At 41.6% G+C, this 17,918-nt stretch carries 15 protein-coding genes; 9 read left to right on the top strand and 6 right to left on the bottom strand.

Annotation, left to right across the window (positions count from 1 at the left end; genetic code table 11):
- The first annotated feature begins 86 nt into the window (after positions 1 to 86).
- The 4 genes from V7L31_RS28265 to grxD all read left to right on the top strand — a co-directional run bounded on the left by V7L31_RS28265 (position 87) and on the right by grxD (position 1,940).
- Entirely contained in the window at positions 87 to 248 is a 162-nt protein-coding gene (locus V7L31_RS28265) for a hypothetical protein (RefSeq protein ID WP_334699289.1), read from the top strand.
- Between the two features lie 156 nt (positions 249 to 404).
- Positions 405 to 1,013 (top strand): hypothetical protein, encoded by a 609-nt coding sequence (locus V7L31_RS28260; protein ID WP_334699288.1) that lies wholly within the window; start codon positions 405 to 407, stop codon positions 1,011 to 1,013.
- A 240-nt stretch (positions 1,014 to 1,253) separates the two neighbouring features.
- Positions 1,254 to 1,511, top strand: a complete 258-nt coding sequence (locus tag V7L31_RS28255; RefSeq protein ID WP_179067608.1) for a BolA family protein — start codon at positions 1,254 to 1,256, stop codon at positions 1,509 to 1,511.
- Between the two features lie 105 nt (positions 1,512 to 1,616).
- Positions 1,617 to 1,940 carry a Grx4 family monothiol glutaredoxin gene (grxD, locus tag V7L31_RS28250; RefSeq protein ID WP_334699287.1) on the top strand — a complete coding sequence of 108 codons (324 nt, stop codon included), beginning with the start codon at positions 1,617 to 1,619 and terminating at the stop codon, positions 1,938 to 1,940.
- A gap of 457 nt (positions 1,941 to 2,397) precedes the next feature.
- Here the strand turns inward: grxD and V7L31_RS28245 are convergent, their stop codons facing one another.
- Positions 2,398 to 2,646 carry a DUF6761 family protein gene (locus V7L31_RS28245; protein ID WP_099102685.1) on the bottom strand — a complete coding sequence of 83 codons (249 nt, stop codon included), beginning with the start codon at positions 2,644 to 2,646 and terminating at the stop codon, positions 2,398 to 2,400.
- Between the two features lie 583 nt (positions 2,647 to 3,229).
- Here V7L31_RS28245 and V7L31_RS28240 point away from each other — a divergent pair.
- Positions 3,230 to 4,003, top strand: a complete 774-nt coding sequence (locus V7L31_RS28240; protein WP_179067605.1) for a response regulator transcription factor — start codon at positions 3,230 to 3,232, stop codon at positions 4,001 to 4,003.
- Positions 4,004 to 4,071: 68 nt separating this feature from the next.
- Here the strand turns inward: V7L31_RS28240 and V7L31_RS28235 are convergent, their stop codons facing one another.
- The 3 genes from V7L31_RS28235 to V7L31_RS28225 all read right to left on the bottom strand — a co-directional run bounded on the left by V7L31_RS28235 (position 4,072) and on the right by V7L31_RS28225 (position 6,396).
- Complete coding sequence (locus tag V7L31_RS28235; protein WP_442944507.1) at positions 4,072 to 4,869, bottom strand: ABC transporter ATP-binding protein; 798 nt, start codon at positions 4,867 to 4,869, stop codon at positions 4,072 to 4,074.
- 152 nt (positions 4,870 to 5,021) lie between these two features.
- Entirely contained in the window at positions 5,022 to 5,588 is a 567-nt protein-coding gene (locus V7L31_RS28230; RefSeq protein ID WP_334699286.1) for a hypothetical protein, read from the bottom strand.
- Between the two features lie 346 nt (positions 5,589 to 5,934).
- Entirely contained in the window at positions 5,935 to 6,396 is a 462-nt protein-coding gene (locus V7L31_RS28225; RefSeq protein ID WP_292853644.1) for a DUF4079 domain-containing protein, read from the bottom strand.
- Positions 6,397 to 6,714: 318 nt separating this feature from the next.
- Here V7L31_RS28225 and V7L31_RS28220 point away from each other — a divergent pair, with 318 nt between their 5' ends.
- Positions 6,715 to 8,727, top strand: coding sequence for a tetratricopeptide repeat protein (locus V7L31_RS28220; RefSeq protein WP_334699285.1), 2,013 nt, complete (start codon positions 6,715 to 6,717; stop codon positions 8,725 to 8,727).
- A gap of 99 nt (positions 8,728 to 8,826) precedes the next feature.
- Here V7L31_RS28220 and V7L31_RS28215 read toward each other — a convergent pair whose 3' ends face one another.
- On the bottom strand, positions 8,827 to 9,345 hold the full coding sequence (locus tag V7L31_RS28215; protein ID WP_334699284.1) for a COP23 domain-containing protein: 519 nt from the start codon (positions 9,343 to 9,345) through the stop codon (positions 8,827 to 8,829).
- Between the two features lie 141 nt (positions 9,346 to 9,486).
- Here V7L31_RS28215 and V7L31_RS28210 point away from each other — a divergent pair, with 141 nt between their 5' ends.
- From V7L31_RS28210 to V7L31_RS28200, 3 genes are all read left to right on the top strand, one after another.
- Positions 9,487 to 12,126 carry an S-layer family protein gene (locus tag V7L31_RS28210; protein WP_334699283.1) on the top strand — a complete coding sequence of 880 codons (2,640 nt, stop codon included), beginning with the start codon at positions 9,487 to 9,489 and terminating at the stop codon, positions 12,124 to 12,126.
- A gap of 197 nt (positions 12,127 to 12,323) precedes the next feature.
- Entirely contained in the window at positions 12,324 to 13,997 is a 1,674-nt protein-coding gene (locus V7L31_RS28205; protein ID WP_334699282.1) for a ShlB/FhaC/HecB family hemolysin secretion/activation protein, read from the top strand.
- Between the two features lie 311 nt (positions 13,998 to 14,308).
- On the top strand, positions 14,309 to 17,008 hold the full coding sequence (locus V7L31_RS28200) for a CHAT domain-containing protein (RefSeq protein ID WP_334699281.1): 2,700 nt from the start codon (positions 14,309 to 14,311) through the stop codon (positions 17,006 to 17,008).
- A gap of 182 nt (positions 17,009 to 17,190) precedes the next feature.
- On the opposite strand, the gene V7L31_RS28195 is transcribed toward V7L31_RS28200, so the two are convergent.
- Positions 17,191 to 17,577, bottom strand: coding sequence for a DUF1830 domain-containing protein (locus tag V7L31_RS28195; protein ID WP_334699280.1), 387 nt, complete (start codon positions 17,575 to 17,577; stop codon positions 17,191 to 17,193).
- Positions 17,578 to 17,918: the final 341 nt, after the last annotated feature.

Genomic DNA, 17,918 nt, shown 5'->3' with positions numbered 1-17,918 from the left:
ATTACTGGTAAAAACAAAATTTTCGCAAGCGTGGACTGGAGACATCACCGAAACAGTGCTGTTAGCGGATAGCTAAGGTTTAGCCCGTGCTGAGTAATAAAAAGTTAAGAAGAATTGTAGGTTGGGTGAAGCAAAGCGTAACCCAACAAAGCTATGAAAATGTTGGGTTTCTACACAACTTAAGGTTTTTGGCGCTAACTGAACTGCATTGTACTATGGGTATCGGCGATCGCTGCGATAGAAGTTAATTGGTATACAGGGGTAGTGGGAACTCTAGTAAACCGATTTTTAGTCTAAATCAGAGATACTTAGGATGTAACTTTGCTTTGTCCAAGACCAAAACAGAGTTAAGATACCCGAAGTTTCCATAACTCTTTTATCTAGTTGTCGCACTAATTGATCCCATGAACACTGCTGCCGCTGTTACCTTGATGCACCGTACTGTTTTATCAGTTATGGCAGTCCTCAGTCTGCTATCACCTGTGAATGCTCAGGTACCACAGTTACCAGGCACTACCAGCCAACCACAACCCATTGACCCCAACGATCCTAATAATCTTCGCCCCGTAACCGAAAGTAACAGCCTTTTGAGCATTGCAGGAGGCGATCGCTTAGTAAAAGAGGCAGAACAAGCTGTTTCTGCTCAAAACTACCCCTTAGCTGCCAAGAAACTGCAAGAAGCACGTCAGGTTTATAATCAGCTATCTAATTTTTATCAAGAGTTAAATTCTAGCTTTTCGGGAATTGACAATAGAGTTTCTGATTCTCAACGTCAAAAAGCTCTATTAACAGCCCAAAAACGAGATGAAGCCACCTTTCAACTAGCATTGGTACATCGCGCCCAAAATCAGCCAGAATTAGCTGTACCATTGTTGATTCAAATAATTAAAAGTCAAAACCCGACGCGGGATTTAGGCAAAAAAGCCTATAAACAGTTGTTTGAATTGGGTTTTGTCGATTCTCCCTATCCCAAAGAAGGTGGTAATTCATCTTCCTCATCCCAAAAAAAATAAATTAAATTTTTGTTGCCTGCTTTTCGCCATCTCCCTCATCTTTCACATCCTTCTCTCCCTGGACAGCACCCTGGAACGCCCAGTGCTAGGATAGGATTATCTGCCATAGCTTTCCCCAGCGTTCTCAAAAATATACCTATGAGGCGCATTTATTCCAGTCCTTGCCAAAACCTGAAATTGGCACAGGTATTTGCTCTATATCTGTTAATAATAGAAAAGTAAGTTTTTTCAGGAATTGCGATGATTAGTCCGCAGCAGGTTGAGGCAATGATCAAGGCGGAACTGCCAGACGCCCAGGTTCAGGTGCAAGACTTGACTGGTGGCGGAGACCACTATCAGGTGACAGTAGTTTCATCGCGCTTCGCAGGTAAAGGACTAGTGCAACAGCACCAGTTAATTTATGGTGCGTTGGGACAGGCTATGTCAACTGAAGCGATTCATGCCTTGGCATTAAAAACATACACTCCTGAAGCATGGCAAGCAACAGCAAGTTCCTAAAGTTATGAGTTAGGAGTTAGGAGTTATGAATGATGAATTTTTAACCCCTCACTCCTTACTCTTCACTCCTCACTCTCTTAATGCAACATAGGAAACACAAATACCATGACGCCAGAACTCAAAGACAAAATTGATAACTTGGTAAAAGACAACAAGATTTTGGTTTTCATGAAGGGAAACAAGTTAATGCCCCAATGTGGTTTCTCCAACAACGTTGTGCAGATTCTCAATACCTTGGGAGTTCCCTTCGAGACAATTGACGTTCTATCCGACTCTGAAATCCGTCAGGGAATTAAAGAATACTCTAACTGGCCCACAATTCCCCAAGTGTATATCAATGGTGAATTCGTTGGTGGTTCTGACATCTTGATTGAACTGTACCAGAAAGGTGAATTGCAGGAAAAAGTAGAAGTCGCTATAGCCTCATAACATCCTGTTTACAACAAACTAGAGGGTGTACTACTGAATTAGCGCTTTTTAATCAAGGCAATGTACTATTTTTAATGTCCTTGAAAGGGGAAATACGATTTATCTCCCCTTTCAAGGTTTTTTAATAGGTTTCTGACAAAAATAGATTGACTCGTTGAGATGATAATTTTTCAATTACTAACTTCCCTAAGTTTCTCATTCATACTCTTGACAAAATCAGGGTATTAAATTTTGGAAGAGTTAGGGAGGATTAAGTCTCAACCCAAATGCATTTCTGGTTAAGTCAACAATCCCCTCAGTCATATTGGCAAAACCAATATGGGGCTGAGGGGACGCGTTTAATCAATACAATATCTCCAAAATCTCACACCACAGCAACCCGTTGACCAATACAGATAATATGCTATAATTATCTGCGGTAATTAGCGGTTACTATCAATCACCAAGTAAATGGTACTTAGTAGTAATCTGGCTGTGGCTGTGGTTGCGGCACTGCAAAATTTGATCCATCGTACAAGAAGCGGCTGGCTTCCTCTTCTAAGCGATGAATCAGGAAAGGTTCAATGACATTGCTATGTCGCAGTGCGGCTAGATATCCATCCAAATACATCCGCATATCATCCGTGCGATAACCGCGATTCCATAGCTCGATGAAGGCATCGGTAAGTCTTTGGTAATAGCGGATGGTTTGTGTGTCTTGGAGCATAACTGCTGTATTAATCTCTTTGGAATGAGAATTGTAAATGATTCACGCTCGAAAGTGAACTGTAATTTCACTTTGGCATTAACTCAAAGTCAACACATCTACTTTGGGTAGTACCCTCGTAGCAGCTACAAGCTACTTTCATCCTATTCCAGAAAACATCGATTCTAGTTAGCTGCTAAGTTATTTTTCTAATTTTCACGATCAACAGCCCAATTGTATTGGTGTTATGTTCCTGGATGTAGGCACTAATTTTGGTGAAAAAATCTACTTTTGCCATCAGGTTGAAAAGCTGTTGTATTAACGTTTAGCTGGTTAGGTTATGGATATTTGCCACATTACATCCATTTCCATACAAATGTTACGCTAAAAGAACTTTTAATAAGTGTAACAACACTTTCGAGAAATTTAATAAAAATTTAATAATATTTCTAATCCCCTTTCGGCAAGGCATAAATTAAAGATATTGACACGCTTTTTATTAGGAAATGTAAAGTTAATAGCAATTGAAGTAACAAAGGCTACAAAACCTTAGAGATGGGCTTGTTACTTTGAAAGTCATCAGACGCTAAGGGGTCTTGCCACCGTGGGTTCGGTTTGTATAGAAATCATTGAGGGGAATCCCCATCTGAGGTCGTTGTTGGGTTGGCACTTGCAACAACTGGAATACCGTGTGCATCAAGCTGCCAGTATTTATCAAGCAAGGGAAGTATTTTTAAGCCATCAACCAACACTGGTAATTTTAGATGCAGACCTACCTGATGGTGATGGTATTGAGTTTTGTCGTTGGTTGCATCGTCAGCAACAGCCTCTAATCTTAATGCTATCTGCTCGTAATAGTGAAGCTGATATCGTTGCAGGTTTAAAGGCGGGTGCAGATGATTACTTGAGCAAACCTTTTGGGATGCAAGAGTTTTTGGCACGGGTAGAGGCACTAATTCGCCGGAAGCGCACACCTACTGCACCAGCTTATTTGGATTATGGTACTTTGCAAATCGATTTAGTTCAGCGCCGCGTCCGTTTTCAGGGGGAGTTCATTGACTTAACGCCACAGGAATTCAGTTTGCTGTACGTTTTAGCACAAGCTGGGGGAGTACCTCTGAGTAGGTCGGAATTATTGCGTCGTGCTTGGCCGGATGCTATTGATAACCCTCGTACCATTGATACTCACGTTTTATCGCTGCGGAAAAAGGTTGAACTCGATCCTCGGCAACCTAATTTGATTCAAACTATCCGTAATGTTGGATACCGTTTTAACATGGAAATTTTGAATACCAACATTTCACAGTCACAAACAACAAAGTTAGCAAGAGAGAGATTTAATAATCAACGTTCAACACTTAGTAGTAGTCAAGTGTGATGGGGACTGGGGACTGGGAACTGGGAACATTTATACCTAATACCTAATACTCAATATCCATCCAAAATTTAAAATCCAAAATCGTCTTGAGCTTCTGCTTTAATTAAGCTTTTTCGTAATTCAATCCAGTCTATCTCAGAGACTTTTTGATTTGCGAATAAACGACCTTGTTGTAAATGTAATAACCGAGTACAAAACATCTGGGCTAGTTCCAGTTGGTGATTTACCATCAGAATCGTGGTTTGATGAGTTTGACTCAACTGGGTTAGTACTTGCATTAGATGAGAAGCTGTACCAGCATCTAGGGCGGAGGTTGGCTCGTCTAATAATAATATTTTAGGCTGGATGACTAAGGCACGAGCGATCGCTACTAGTTGTCTTTGTCCGGCAGAAAGTTGTACCTCTGTTCGCCCTAACCATTCATTGGGAATCTGGATTTGTTCTGTCCAATGATTGATTCGTTGCTGAATTGTCTGTTTGGATAAACCACGCAAAACTAAAGGATAAGCCAAGGCTTGCCCAACTGTCATCCCCAACAGCTTTGACTCTTGCAATACAAGTACAAGCATCTGCCGTAGCTGGATGACAGGAATCTGGCGATATTCTTGATTTTCTAAATAGAGTTTACCACTCGTGGGTTCAATTAAGCGGTTGAGGAGGCATAATAACGAAGTTTTCCCAGCGCCTACTGAGCCTACAATGGCAATGCGTTCGCCGCAGGCGTTGGCGGAGCCATCGCTCTGGAATACTTCTAAGGAAATATCCTGCAATATAGGGTATCCCTGTTGATTGCCAGGAAGTTGGGTTTTCAGCTTTGTAAACAGATTAACTTGCTCTAGCCTGAGTGTGGCTTTTGCTGTATTCAAGGGTATTGGGGACTGGGGATTGGGGACTGGGGATTGGGGACTGGGGACTGGGGAGATGAGGGAGTGTGGGGAGTGTGGGGAAATGAGAATTTTGCTTCCCTCTCCTCCCACACCCCCCACACCTCCCTATGCCCTATGCCCCATATCCAATTTTAAGTTAATTGTTTGGTAGTTAAGGCTGTAGCGATCGCCCAGCCATCGACCAATAGTAACAGCAGAGTGAATCCTAGTAAAATCAGGTACATCCACGGCTGTGCTAAAGGGCGAACATCTGTAGTATCAATGCTTGTTTTTGCTTGGACAATTTGCACTAGACGGGCAAATCCAGCTACACGCATAGGTAGTAAATAAGCTTTCCCATCTTGGCTAAGGAAGTAATAAACTAAGCCTCCTTGACCGGTGCTGCGGGGTTTTAACTCTTTGACATCTGACCAAGATAAAAACCACCCTTTACGAAAAAAGCTAGGCACCCAGGTGGGGTAAGTAACTTTAATTCCCTGGTCATCTACTATTACTTGTTCTGTCAAGACCGCATACAAGGCAACTAAGCCGATGCTAATCCCTATCCACAATAATTCTGGGGGTACGGGTGCAGCTGTTACCTGCGATAAAAAGGGTAATGGGACTGTGAGTGCTATGTATAGACTCAGCAACGTTATCCGAATCAAAGGAGACAGACGAAAAACAGAAGGTGAGATAGTGGCTGAGTTTGCTGTCACGGCTCAATTACAATGTTTTTCTTCATTGTAGGGTAGGTCTATAAGAAGAATTCAGGAGTCAGAATTCAGGAGTCAGAATTCAGGATTAAATTCTGTACAACTGAGTTAATAAATATTGGTTAAAACCGTACAACTCTTAGAGACGCTACGCTACCGCGTAGCAAGATCCCTGTAGGGGTACGTCCCGCTACGCGCTTTCGCCCATAGTGGGCGAAACTAGTATTAAATATTCTCATCTTAAAACTCTATCCCTTTATGGGTGGAGTATTCAGAATTCTGAATTCTGACTCCTGAATTCTGAATTCTGACTCCTGATTTATTTCCCTGGTATTTGATGTACAGTAGTTCACGGTAAATACTTTTGTACTACAATCCAACCAGTCAGGGATACCCAGGCAAATCCTACAAACAGAATAATATTTACACCGATGTGTAAAGGTCTAGCCCAAGGTCGTCTAGCACTAATTTGCGTCGCGCTGAAAGCAGATAGTAAAACTAGTGCTACCACGATCAACCCAGCGATTAAGTGTGACGAGTGACCTAAAGAACCAAAGTGCCCTAAAGTACCAACAATACCGATCGCTAGCAGTAGTAACACTAAACTTACCATGCTGATGCCCATTGTATAGTGGAGCGATCGCACTCCTTTATTTCCACCCATAAATGGGGTAATAAAAGGGAATTGCTGCGAAGTTCTCGCCCGAAACATCCAAACACCGCTGACTGCTAACATCAGATATGCCAGCAGCGATAACCCCATTGACCAGGCGGCTATTTTCCACAACCAAAGAAATGAAGGCAGATTCATAAGAATGATTGTAGATGAGATGGGGTTCGGTTAAAGTCACAAACTATGTAAACTGAATAATTGTCAGCGATCGCCGACTCCAATCTTTGCTAAATAATAATGATAATCAAAAAAGTAGATGTCGCATATCCACAGCCTCTACAGACCTAAACGCAGATATACTTACCCCAAACGCCATTTTAGAAAGCATTAGTATTATTAATTAATAAATTGAGAATAGTCAAAATTGCTACATGAATGATAATATATATTTTTGAGAACTCAAATAAAAAATAATCTGTTTTTCTACTTTCATAATTTAATATATTCTCTTTGATTATGAAGCCCCTTGGTAAAGTTTTACAACAGGCTGACCTTATTTCATCTGAGCAGGTAGAGATTGCTCTCAAAGAACAGACCCAAGTTGCTGGGTTGAAGCTTGGTGAAATTCTAGTCTTGCATGGATGGCTTAAACAAGAAACGGCTGATTTTTTCTCTCAAGAGTGGCCTGCTTTTGTAGAGCATAAACCAAAACAACCCTTAGGTAAATATTTAGAAGAAGCTGGGTTATTAGATAAACACCAAATCACAACTATCCTGACTGAACAACCACAAAATAAACTTCGCTTTGGGGAATTAGCAGTACTTAAGGGTTGGTTGAAACCGACTACGATTAAATTTTTTCTAGAGAATTTTGCTTTAGAATCCCAACTGCACCAGCAGGAAGAAATATCAAACAATCACAGGTCAGCGCAGAAAGAACTGCATTTGAAAATGGTAGTACCACAGCAGAACAATTTTAAAATCTCGAACCCGATTGAGTATTCAGTTTTTACTTTCAATTCGGGAGAGCAAGAATCAGCAGGGTTAGGAGTGTCTAGCCTTAGTACTATAGAATTATTCAAATTAGATGAAATAGCTAGTTGTCCGAAAGCTTTGCTGGCAGAAGTACAATTCTGGACAGATGGACAACCGACTCTCACTGAAAAAATTTGTCAATTGCTTGCAGAATCGCCAGATCGTATTGCCACAGGTGCAGAAGCAGCAATTGTTAATCAAGTAGTACAAACCTACTTGATTAACAATTGGGAAACTCAAGTCGCCGCCGAGCATTTGCAAGAGATACATGAAAGGATGCTCCACAATCAGCAATGCGATCCGTTATCTCTGTTAGAAATGTACCAGCAAATTTGGCAAGAGGGCGAATTACCAACCGAAGATAGTCTAGAACAGGCAGAACTGCTGTATCTAGGATTAATAATCCAACAACAAGACAAACTCAAACTTGGGAACCGGATTTACCAAGCAGTTTTTAATCGCAATTGGGTAAACCTGGAACTAGAGAAAATACTTTCTGCCTCATTGGCCAATACAACCATCTCACCAGCTAATAATTTCAATGCCAGCAATCTCATTGCGCGTCCTGAATCTACAATAACTAAACGATTTTTGATATTGCTAGCAATAGCTGGTTTAATGGTCTGTGGTTCTGGCTTGATGTTTTTTGGTCTCAATGTATTCAAATGGTTACAAGTAGAAATAACTTTCAAACGAGGTAATGTTTTATTACAGCAAGGAAATTATCAACAAGCGATCGCAAAATATAACAACCTTTTAAAATTTGATAGCAATTACTACCAATCTTGGACTAACCGAGGCTATGCACTAGCTGGACTCAAAGAGTATAACCAGATGTTAGAATCATGCACTACCGCAACTATCATTAATCCAGAAGCCGTTTATGCCTGGAATTGTAAAGGGGAAGCATTATATAACCTCAAACAATATCAGGAGGCGATCGCAGCTTTTGATAAAGCGATTATACTCAACTCTAAAGATCCTGTATTCTGGATTAACAAAACTGAAGTCTTACTAGCACTAAAGCAACCAGATGCAGCGCTTAATAGTATTAATCAAGGAATTGAGCTTTTAAAACAAATTTGGGAAGTTGAACAGAAAGATGCAAACGCCAAAGAGTTAGCCATTGCTTTTAGCTATCAAGGTAAAGTTTTATTGCAAAAACAAGATTATGAAGGCTCTCTAAAAGCCTACGAACAGGCATTAAAGTACAATAACCAATATTTTGTAGCTTTACGGGGTAAAGGGATTGCGCTGCAAGGCTTAAAGCAAGACGATCAAGCGATCGCACAATTTTATTTTCTTCTAGATCATCATCAGCTAACTGATACTCAAAAAGCTGAGGTCTGGTACTATTTGGGATTGAGCCTGTGTAAATTCCAGCAAACCGAAAAAGCGAACGTGGCTTTCGATAAAGCTTTGAAGCTCAAACCTAATTACCAACCCGCAAAACGAGGAAAAGAAACTTGTGCGAAAGTAATTACTAATTCGTAATACTAGTACCGCAAGGCGGAATTAAAAATTAAAAATGAATGCAGCGTAAGCGTTTCATTAATTTGAAATGGGTGGTTTATTTACGCCTTGTTGTACTAGTTATAATGGCCACCACCAAGGTCTGGTGTCTGTGTAAGTACGACTAAGAGTCCGAGCATCGGGACGTTGTGCTTGCTTAAAATCGCTACCCAACATTTCATATAAAGCTTGAGAGGGATTATCAACCGGTTTCAGAATAAATAAAACCTGGGCACTGTAATGGTTACAACCGATACCTCTGCGTTCTACAGCACACACTACAGCTTGCTCGTTAAGCTTATCAGCCGTTAAATACTTAGAACTTCCCGTATCATAGACAGCCTGTAAACTCTTAGCTGTATTCTGGCAATCTTGCACAGCACTCACCGCTGAGAAATATTTCGGGAGAAAATTCAACATCATGTAATTTTCGGGAGTTCCGTTTTTAGCCAAACTCAAAATTACTTTTGGTGTACTATCGGTAGTCTTGCAGGTTATTTGTACATTGTTAGCTCTACTGGGTACACAGACTGCTACTATAAAACCCAGAGTTAATATTGGGGCTGTTCCCATAGTTACCCAAGACGGCCACTTGTTCATATTACTTAACCCCCCTTCTCGATCAAAATTCAGGCTGGAATATAAACTCAATAATAATATCATTTTTAGTTAAATTTACTTAAGTTCAACTAAAAAAACATTCCAATAATTTTTCCGTGGGGTGATTTTCCCCTATTCAAAATGAAACAAGTCTTTCGCCAAATTTTAATTGCTAGTAGTGCTTATATCTGCTGTCTAATTACTGGGTTTCCTGTTTTAGCGCAAATTTCTTCAGATAACACACTCCCCGATGGACAAACTGTAGTTTCACCAGGGACAAAGCCAGGGCTGGATTTTTTAATCACAGGCGGAACCCAAGTCGGTAGCAACCTCTTCCATAGCTTTCGAGAATTTTCTGTTCCCACTGGTGGCGAGGCTTTTTTCAGCAACACTCCAGCTTTAAGCAACATTAGTAACATCATTAGCAGAGTTACAGGTGGTTCAATTTCCAATATTGATGGCTTAATTAGAGAAAACTACGGTGCTAATTTTATCCTCATCAATCCCAGTGGTATTAACTTTGGCCCCAACGCTCAACTCAATATTGGTGGCTCATTTTTGGCAAGTACGGCAGATAGCCTCAAATTTGCTGATGGTGCAGAATTTAGTGCTACCGATTCAACAACTTCTTCCCCGCGACTAACGATTAGTGTGCCAGTAGGTTTACAATTTGGGCAAAATCCGCAAGGGATTCGTGTCCAAGGTCAAGGGCATAACCTCAGTCTGCAAAGTCCGATATTCTCACCCTTTACTAGGGGAAACACCACCGGACTAAAGGTGCAGCCAGGTAATACCCTAGCTTTGGTGGGAGGAGGAATTATTTCAGAGGGAGGAACCCTTACAGCCGAGGGTGGACGTATTGATTTAGGTAGTGTGGCAGGAGGTTTTGTAAGTCTCAACCCTAGTCCTCAAGGCTGGAATTTAGGTTATCAAGGGGTAACAAACTTTCAAGATATTGCCTTATCTCAAAAGGCATTAGCAGATACCAGTGGCCCAGGTAGTGGCTCAATTCAGTTGCAAGGGCGAAACATTTCCATCCGCGATGGCTCAATCGTGTTAATTCAAACCCAAGGAGCGCAATCATCAGGGGGAATTAACGTCAATGCCTCTGAATCCTTATCTTTAGTGGGTACTACAGCAAACGCACAGCTTTCAAGTAACTTATTTACAGAAACTCTCGGCAGTGGCAAAAGTGGAGATATTACTGTTAAAACCCCTCGCTTAGTCATTCAGGATGGAGCAGCCATCTCTGCGGCTACTTACACGCCTGCTGCTGGTGGAAATATTGATATTAAAGCTGGCGATTTGTTGGAAGTGTCAGGATTTTCACCAATTAACCCTAGTCGCTTCAGTAATATTACGGCAGCAACTTTTGGGACTGGGAATGCCGGAAGTCTGACAGTTTCAACGCAGCAATTAACTGCGCTTTCAGGAGGAAATATTGCCTCCATAACTGCTGGTACTGGCTTAGGTGGAAATGTAATTATAAATGCCTCGAAGTTAGTAGAATTGATCGGTGTTACACCATTGGTTTTCACCCCTAGCGAAATAACTGCTGGTACTGCTGGCCCAGGAAAAGCTGGTAGTGTTACAATTAATACTCAACGTTTGACGATCAAAGACGGTGGTAGAGTTGATGCTTCCACCTTAGCTAGCGGCCCGGCTGGTAGCGTCACTATTAACGCTCAAGACAGTGTAGAGGTTAGTGGCAAAGTGCCAGGCTCCGTCAATCCTAGTTTGATCATCTCCTCAGCCAACATCGTTGATCCGAGTTTGCAACAGCTATTAAGAGTACCTCCAGTGCCCAGTGGAGCTTCTGGAGATGTGACAATTAACACTGGGAAATTGGTTGTCAACGATGGCGCACAGGTGACAGCGAGAAATGATGGTACTGGAAATGCCGGAACGTTGTGGGTGAAGGCTGGCTCTATTTTGCTGGACAGTCAAGGTGGAATCACAGCGGCTACCAGAGGCGGTCAAGGTGGCAACATTGATTTACAAGTCCAGAATTCTTTAGAAGTATCCGGTAATAGTCAGATATCTAGCGATAATTTTGGTGCGGGAGCAGGTGGAAGATTGACGATCGCAGCAAGTAATGTGGGACTTAGCGATCGCGCCTTATTATCTGCTTCTACCACATCAGGTGAAGGTGGTAACATATCCTTGCAAACGAATTCCTTACTAATGCGTACTAACAGCCAGATATCTGCCACTGCTGGAGGAAGCGGTAACGGAGGCAATATTAATATTGGTGGTTTTAGTTCTGCCAATTTTGTCACGCTCCTAGAAGGCAGTCAGATTACCGCCGCCGCTTTTCAGGGTATGGGAGGAAATATCAGTATCGATACAAAAGGATTCTTTGTGTGTCCAACTTGTCAGATTACTGCTAGTTCCCAATTAGGAGTCGCCGGACAAGTCAGCATCATTACGCCAGAGGCAGAACGGAATTTTGAAGTCATCGATTTACCACAAGAAGTAGCTAAACCAGAACAGGTAGTAGCTCAGGCTTGTCGAGGGACAACAAGTCAAAATAGAAGCGAATTTACCATCACTGGACGCGGAGGATTGCCACCTCGACCGAGCGAACAGTTAAGTACCGGAGCTTTAATTAGTTTTGAGCCTGTTAATACCAGTGCTGCTACAGAAATGAATAATACTCCGCAACTGCCACCCCCAGCCAGAGGTTGGTATGTTAACGCCCAAGGTGTGCTAGTTCTCGCCAGCCAAACGCCTAATCCTACTCCCTATGGTTCTGGGTTAACATCATCGAATTGTCACTAAATATTTTTTATGTTACGTAGTGCGGGATTGGGGATTGGGGATTGGGGACTGGGGACTGGGGACTGGGAAGATGGGGAGATGGGGAAAAATAACTAATAACTAATGACTAATCCAAAATCTAAAATCTAAAATCCAAAATGGTATTAAGTCTTTGGCGATGGAGATTTTTTTTATCTCCTTGCATTATCCTCATACTCTTGCTAAATCACATAAATTATGCATTTGCCCAACCGATTAATCCTGTAACCCCAAAGCCCCCAGAACAACCGCCAGCTAATCCTCTACCACCAACAAACGTACCTATCCAAATACAGCCGACAGTACCGCCAACCCCGGAAGAAGGACTAGATATTCCAGGTAGTATTACTGTGCAAAAGTTTGAGTTTGTTGGTAATACCGCCTTTAGCCAAGGAGAATTAAACTCTGCGATCGCCAATTTTACCAGACAAGCAATTACCTTTGCCGAACTCCTCAAAGCTGCTAATCAAATTACCGAGTTGTATGTTCAAAAGGGTTACATTACCTCTGGTGCATACATTCCCAGTCAAGAGTTTCGTTCTGGTATCATCAAAATTCAGGTAGTAGAAGGCAGTTTAGAAGATATTCAAGTCAATGTGATTAAAGGACGGTTGAACTCAGATTATGTCCGCAGTCGCATTGCGATCGCTACTACCAAACCGCTGAATATCAACCGCCTTAAAGAAGCTTTGCAACTGCTGCAACTCAATCCCCTGATTGAAAGTTTAGATGCCGAACTCACCGCTGGCACTAGACCAGGTGTCAATTCCCTAGCTGTGACAGTCAAGGGAGCGAAAACTTTTAATACCCAACTCAGTATTAATAATAACCGCAATCCCAGTGTTGGGACTTTTGAGCGCGGCATCACCTTATCCGAAGCCAGCCTTTTGGGAATCGGCGATCGCTTGAATTTTACCTACAAAAATACCGATGGTAGCAATAGCTTTGAGGGTGGTTATACCTTGCCAGTCAATCCCCGAAATGGCACTATTGGCTTCAACTATCGAATTACTGACAATAAAATTATTGAACCTCCTTTCGATGATTTGGATGTTGGAGTAAATTCACGGGAATTTGAATTATCTTTTCGTCAGCCAATTCTGCAAAGAGCCACTCCAGAAGTCAGCCAAGAACTTACACTGAGTTTAACCGCAGCTAGGCGGGTAAGTAATTCTTCGATTCAAGGAGTAGATTTTCCCCTGTTTCCTGGGGCTGACGATCGAGGAGAAACGCGGATATCAGAATTAAGTTTCGCCCAAGAATGGTTACAGCGCAGTCGTCAAGAAGTCTTAGCGGCTCGTTCCGAGTTTAATTTGGGGATTGGAGCTTTTAACGCCACAATAAATAACAGCGAACCAGATAGCAGATATTTCCTTTGGCGGGGACAACTGATCTATTTGCGCCTCCTTGGTCAGGCAAAAGGACAACCAGCGATCGCTCCGACTTTGTTGTTGCGTTCTAATGTGCAATTAGCCACAAGCTCTCTGCTTTCCATCGAGCAGTTTAGTGTGGGAGGTCAAGGAACAGTGCGGGGTTATCGCCAAGATGTTTTACTCAGTGATAACGGCATTTTTGCTTCCGCAGAATTACGATTACCCGTCGCCCGTTTCCCAGAACTGCAAGGTACTTTACAGGTTGCACCATTTATCGATTTTGGTACTGTCTGGAATACAGACAGAGAAAATCCCAGCCCTAATACTTTAGTAGGCTCAGGATTAGGACTGCTTTGGCAAATGGGGGATAAATTTACAGCCCGTTTAGATTGGGGTATTCCTTTAATAAATATTGATAATAGCAAGCGCACATGGCAAGAAAACGGCGTGTATTTTCAAATGGAATACAAAGCATTTTGAACGCAGGAACATCTGACTTAATTTTAAATTTTGGATTTTGGATTTTGAATCATAAAAAAGAATTCAGAAGTCAGAATTGAGGGGTCAGAATAAATCAGTCGGGGATTCAGACCCGCGACTGATAGAGACGCGGAAAGCGAGTCATACAAAATTCATTCTGAATTCTGACTCCTGAATTCTGCTCGATAAATCCGAAAAGGTCTTAAGCTCCCGAATTTAAATGCGAGAATAAATCTAAAATATAAAATCTAAGATTAAATGGCAGAGCTAATGACTAAAGGGTATGGAGTCAATCTAAAATCCAAAATTGTATGATTTATAAGAAGTACCGTCGTCTAGTAATTTTTATCCTTTCAGCCTTATTGGGATTGTTATCTAGTTTCACTATGCCAGCTTGGTCAAATCTCCCCAATTTACATCCGAATGCTGCTAATCCTTTAGCCTTAGCAAGAGAAGGTGAACAACGGTACAATGCCGGAGAATTAGAAGCGGCAGCAAAGTTATGGCAAGCGGCGGCTGAGGCTTATGAACAAGTAGGCGATCGCGACGGAATGACTAAGAGTCTGATCAACAAATCCCAGGCTTTGCAAGATTTAGGATTGTACCCCAAAGCTTGCAATACTCTACTCGAAGTTTTTGCAATCAAAAACCCCAACTGTAGCCAAACCCAAATCGAGCAATTCCAGAAAACCCTTACTCAAAAGAGTGATTCCCTGACATTAACTCAAGCCATTGGTTTGCATAGCCTCGGTGATGTCTTACGCAGACAAGGGTTATTACAAAAGTCGCAAGAAATCTTGCAGTTAAGTCTGTCATCAATTGTCGAATCGTCGGAAAAAAGCTCAGTACTACTGAGTTTAGGTAATACCGGACGGATCTTAGGCAACCAAATCCGCGATCGCTGGGACTATGATGCAGTCACAGAAATTATCGATCGCAAATCTCTCTTGGATGCTCTAGCGCCCTACGATCAAGCTGTTTATTACTATATTCAAGCAGCAAAGATAACATCAGCCCCACCACTGCCTAAAATTCAGGCACAACTAAATCACTTCCAGCTATTACTGGAGATGAAAAGATGGTGGGGTGAACAGACGCAACGCCGGGTTACTTCTTGGTCAAGATTTTCGGAAACTAAATTAATTCAACGAGGAAAAGATTTTATCTCTGGGTTAGAGTTGCAGTTAAGCGAAGATGCTCAAGCATTGCAAAATCAAATTCTACCTAACCTGACTACTCTTACTCCCAGTCGTGCTGCCATCTATGCCCAGATTAACTTTGCTGATTCTTTGATGCAAAGCGCCCAAATAAATAACGTTGAACCTTTATTAAAAAATGCACTACAACAGTCACGGACTCTACAGGATAAACGAACTGAAACTTACGCTCTAGGGTATTTGGGCAAACTTTACCACAAACAAGGGCAGTTAAATCAGGCAACCAAACTGACACAGCAAGCACTGATGTTAGCCCAAGAACAAAATATCAGTGGTGATGCCAGAGAAATTACTTATCTTTGGCAATCTCAGTTAGGGAGTTTACTACGGAAACAGGGAGATATCAAAGGAGCGATCGCAGCTTATACCGCCGCCTTTAATACTCTGCAATCCCTACGCAGCGATTTAAACGCCAACAATCAAGATGTCCAGTTTGACTTTCTCCAAGAAGTCAAACCTGTGTATCTAGAATTAGCAGATTTGTTGTTGAAATCAAATTTGAGTGACAACGAATTAAGTGCGCTAATAGTGTCTAATCCTACCATCAAGCAGGAAAAACCGGAAACTAAAAAGTCTCAAAAACGCCTAGAATTTGCCCGTCAGGTGATAGAATCTCTGCAATTAGCAGAACTGGATAACTTTTTTCAAGACCCCTGTTCTGAAACAGCAGATGTCGCGTTGCAAATTGATAATATTGATGCTAATGCAGCCGTAATTTATCCAATTGTTTTACCAGATCGCTTAGAAGTTATCCTTTCCGTATCAGGAAAACCTTTGCAGGAGGTAGTAATACCGATTGGCGAACAAGAAGTTAATGAGACTCTAGATCGGCTCTACGATAATTTAGACAATGTTAGTATCAGTAACTCTGCAAGAAACATTCTCTCAACTTCTAACCCAAATCCCAAAGAATTAAAGGAAAATCTTCAGAAACTTTTACCAATTTTTGGAGAAGTTTATAACTGGCTAATTAAACCTTTCGAGATGCAGCTAGATCCCAAGGAAATCAAGAGTTTAGTATTTGTACTAAATGGGAGATTGCAGAGAGTGCCAATAGCTGCGCTCTACGATGGACAAAATTATCTCATTGAAAAATATAGCCTTGCCCTAGTTCCCAGCCTACAATTGCTCGCTCCTAAACAATTGCGAAGGAAAGAACTTAAGGTCTTAGCTGCTGGAGTTAGCGAGCAAATGAAGGTACAAGGAGAATTTTTTGCCGCACTGATTAATGTTCCCAAGGAATTAGATCAAATTAAACAAACTTTTCCTGCTTCCCAAAAGCTGCTCAATCAAGAGTTTACTGTTAAAACGATTCAAAAACAGTTGAAATCAAATTTTCCTGTAATTCACCTAGCCACTCATGGGCTATTTAGTTCTAATCCCCTGAAGAATTTTATTATTACAGGGGATGGAAAAAGTATCAGTATTAAGGAGTTGAGTGCTTTGCTCAGAGAACCAGGCACACCCGTAGAATTGTTAGTGTTAAGTGCCTGTGAAACTGCTACTGGTGATGAACGAGCTGTCTTAGGCTTGGCAGGGATGGCTGTTCGTTCCGGCGCACGCAGTACCCTTGCCACTCTTTGGCCTGTAGGGGATGCTTCTACTGCTAAATTTATGGGTCAATTTTACCAAGACCTCAAACAGCCAGGGGGGAAACAAGCAGATGCTCTGAAGAACGCTCAACTATCACTGTTAGAATCTTTGAAACTGAATCCACCTTTTCAGGAGTTGCAGAATTTACCACCTCATCCTTATTATTGGGCACCTTATGTTTTAGTCGGAAATTGGCAATAGCAGGAGAGCGTTTCGGGGAAGGTGAGGGAGTAGGGAGTAGGGAGGAAGAGAGAAGCATTTTCCCCTCTGCACCCCGCACCCCGCCCCTCTGCCTATTTTCAATCCCCAGTCCCCAATAATAAATAAAAAGGTTGCTGAATTAGCAACCCTGAAATTTAGTAAAATTCTTTTTTTTAATCAACCTATGCTAAACCAAGGATTTGCAAGGGTTTTGTAGTATCTCCGATTTTTGTATTAATTTGCTGCACCATTAATTTGGTATTAATAGGGTCTTTTCGATCTGATGAGTCTGTATCAAACTCATAATTATTGGGTTCTTCGAGCATTAGGCGATCGCACGGAATCTTATCGGATAAAATTGCACTTGCCATCATCCCTGTGTGAATCTCCACTTGACCTTTTCGCGGAGCTTCAAAAACTAAACGTTGTCCAGGGAAAACAACCCTTTCAAAGTACCAGTTGGGAATATTGCAGATGCGAGCTACCTGTATTTTGCTCGTGGCATTAATGTAGCAGCAGAGAATTTTTCCTGATTGCTCAGGTGGTAGAGGATCTAATATTTGAGCCATAACTGCTGAGGAGCTTTACGCCACAATTTTACATTACACTAGCCAAGCCTAGCACTCACTGATCCCCAGTTGTTGTAACTGCGAATACCAACTGAGCCTTTGTAGATTATTTCTGTCTAAAGATATATTTTCAGTTATGAAATTTTTGTAATTATTTACACCTTTTTTGAAATTATACACTATGGATAAAAGTCTTTGATATTTTTTACTGGTATAAAAGCTTGAATTTTTCTTTAGGCTGATTGTTAGGAAATTGACATAATGATGATCCCCTTGCCTTTCGCATAGCCAGGAAGTGAGTTTTGCTGTTTCATGTATCCCAGGATTAATCATCTGGGATC

This window comes from Nostoc sp. (assembly GCF_036916655.1).
Taxonomy (GTDB): domain Bacteria; phylum Cyanobacteriota; class Cyanobacteriia; order Cyanobacteriales; family Nostocaceae; genus Nostoc.
This window is presented reverse-complemented; position numbering and strand designations above follow the sequence as displayed.